This is a genomic window from Lichenihabitans sp. Uapishka_5 (assembly GCF_033947565.1).
Lineage (GTDB): Bacteria > Pseudomonadota > Alphaproteobacteria > Rhizobiales > Beijerinckiaceae > Lichenihabitans.
In genome coordinates this window covers 1-2301 of sequence record NZ_JARPVX010000172.1, presented here as the reverse complement: position 1 = coordinate 2301, position 2301 = coordinate 1, and the positions used below count along the sequence as shown (strand labels likewise).

General features: G+C 66.8%; 4 protein-coding genes and 1 pseudogene. 4 read left to right on the top strand and 1 reads right to left on the bottom strand.

Annotated elements, in window-relative coordinates; all coding sequences use genetic code 11:
- Nucleotides 1-83 precede the first annotated feature (83 nt).
- Nucleotides 84-515, bottom strand: a pseudogene (locus tag P7D22_RS22855) (transposase); the annotation flags it as partial.
- An 86-nt stretch (nt 516-601) separates the two neighbouring features.
- Between P7D22_RS22855 and tnpA the strand changes: the two are divergent.
- The 4 genes from tnpA to P7D22_RS22835 form a co-directional block, all read left to right on the top strand.
- Nucleotides 602-958, top strand: coding sequence for an IS66-like element accessory protein TnpA (tnpA, locus tag P7D22_RS22850; RefSeq protein WP_319936546.1), 357 nt, complete (start codon nt 602-604; stop codon nt 956-958).
- 29 nt (nt 959-987) lie between these two features.
- On the top strand, nt 988-1413 hold the full coding sequence (gene tnpB, locus P7D22_RS22845) for an IS66 family insertion sequence element accessory protein TnpB (protein ID WP_319936547.1): 426 nt from the start codon (nt 988-990) through the stop codon (nt 1411-1413).
- Nucleotides 1414-1487: 74 nt separating this feature from the next.
- On the top strand, nt 1488-2051 hold the full coding sequence (locus P7D22_RS22840) for an IS66 family transposase zinc-finger binding domain-containing protein (RefSeq protein WP_319936545.1): 564 nt from the start codon (nt 1488-1490) through the stop codon (nt 2049-2051).
- Nucleotides 1996-2301 (top strand): IS66 family transposase (locus P7D22_RS22835; protein ID WP_319936544.1); only part of this gene is annotated, 306 nt, incomplete at its 3' end. The genes P7D22_RS22840 and P7D22_RS22835, both read left to right, overlap by 56 nt.

Genomic DNA, 2301 nt, shown 5'->3' with positions numbered 1-2301 from the left:
TGATCCACCTCCACAACCGGTGAATCACAGCCAATCACGTCACGCAAACGAGTCCTCTTCACAGTCCGATGCTCTAGAGGCTGTTATTGACCTGTAGCACGACGGGCGAGGTTTCGGAGCATGATGCAGACGAAGGCGACGATGTGGAGGTCTGCTAGCGTACTGGCGTAGCGCTCGTAATCCTTGACGAGGCGCCGAAAACGTGTAGCCCGGGCGAAGGATCGCTCGACCACCCATCGCCGTGGCAGGAGCACGAAGCCCTTCTTGGCCTCTGGCAGTCTGACGACCTCGAGCGTGATCTAATGCTCCTTGGCTGCCTTCTCGGCTCGCTCCTCCTTGTAGCCCTGGTCGACATAGGCCAGGTCCACACTCTGCCCTGTCGCCTCCTGCACTGCCTCGGCCAACCGGCCGACTTCCGCCCGATCCTCGGCGTTAGCCGGCGTGACATGCAGCGTCAGAAGATGACCCAGCGTGTCGACCGCCAGATGGTAAGCGCTCGGTGGGCGGCGCCTTGCTGGTGTGACGCGTGGTGCTGGATAGAGATGGTGGCTGCTAGCCCTGTATCGGCACCATGTTTGGACCTATAACGAACCCTTCGCACGTGACGTTGAGCACCCGCCGGATCTGGTCTGCGGAAGAGAAGCGGGCAATTGTGGCGGTGGCGGAGACGGAAGCGCCGGACGTGACGGTGTCGGTGGTGGCGCGGCGTCACAACCTGCACTCCAGCCTGCTGTTCCGATGGCGGCGGACTGCGCTCGGTGCGGCGCAGATCCGTGAAGCGTCTCCGGCGCCGGCCTTCGTGCCGCTTGCCCTGCCAGAACCTATTGATCCACCTCTACCCGTGCAGCCGGTCGGCACGATAGAAGTCGAGTTGGCGGGCGGTCATCGGTTGCGTGCCGAGGGCATGGTCGATGCGGCCCTTTTGCGAGGCGTGATCGAGGCGCTCGTCGGCCGATGATCCCGGTTCCAGCTGGGACACGGATCTAGCTGGCGACCGGCCATACCGACATGCGGAAGGGCTTCGATGGTCTGGCCGTGCTGGTGCAGGACCATCTGAAGCGCGACCCGTTCTCCGGCCAGGCCTTCGTGTTCCGCGGCCGGCAGGGGCGGCTGGTGAAGATGCTGTGGTGGGCGGAAGGAGCCAGAGGCTCCGTCCAGCGAAGCTGGATGGAGTGGCGACTGAAGGGTGGCCAGGGCTACTGCCTGTTTGCCAAGCGGCTCGAGAAGGGTCGCTTCCTATGGCCGGCGGCCGCTCAGGGTGCCGCGGCCGCGCTGACGCCGGCGCAGGTCGCCATGCTTCTGGAGGGCGGAGCCAGCTTGAGGCTCCGGCAGGCGAAGCCTGTTGGAGAAGCTGGCGGAGGGATCGACTGGCGGGCGCCCGTTCGGACCGACCAGCCGCGTCTTGCCGGATGAGTGCGGCAGGGTGACTCACCAGCGGTGAGGCCGACACCATGGCGGCGGGGGCGAGCGGAAGCTAAGCTGCTGGCATGATTGCCGATCCGGCGCAGCTCCGTGACGATGTCGACGCGCTTAAGCGCATGGTCGTCGCCATGGCGCAGGACGCGCTCCATGCCCGCACCCTGATCGAGAAGCTACGCTTCGAGCTGGCGCGGCTCAAGCGGCAGCAGTTCGGCGCCTCGTCCGAGAAGCTGGACGGCCGGGTCGAGCAGTTGAAACTCGCCATCGAGGCGATCGAGACCGACACGGCCGAGCGAACGGCAGAGGCGGCTCCAGCCATCGCGACCGAGGAGAGCGCCGACAAGCCCGCCCGCCGGGCCTTGCCCGAGCACCTGCCGCGAGAGGACGTGATCCACCCTGGTCCCTGCGCCTGTTCTGCTTGCGGCGGCAAGCTGCGCCGCATCGGCGAGGACGTCACCGAGACGCTCGACTCTGTGCCGGGCCGCTTCAAGGTGGTCCGCCACGTCCGCGGCGCCTTCGCGTCCCGCGCCTGCGACACGGTCGTGCAAGCGCCGGCGCCGTTCCACCCGATCGCGCGTGGCCGGGTTGGGCCTGGGCTTCTGGCGCACATCGTGGTGGCCAAGTTCGTGTGACCACCTGCCACTCTACCGCCAGGTCGAGATCTTCGCCCGCGAGGGTGTCACCCTGCAGACCTCGACCTTGTCGGGCTGGGTGGGGGCGACCGCGGCGGCCCTTATGCCGCTTGTCGACCTGCTGCGGCGCGAGGTGATCGGCAACACGGCTGTCCTGCATGGCGACGACACGCCGGTGCCGATCCTGGCGCCCGGCATGTCAAATCGCTTCCAACGACGACCCCCATTTCGCGTCCAATCCCGACCCCTC

Coding starts and splice junctions, on each gene's coding strand:
- P7D22_RS22840 (WP_319936545.1), top strand. CDS start 1,488: ATGATTGCCGATCCGGCGCAGCTCCGTGACGATGTCGACGCGCTTAAG.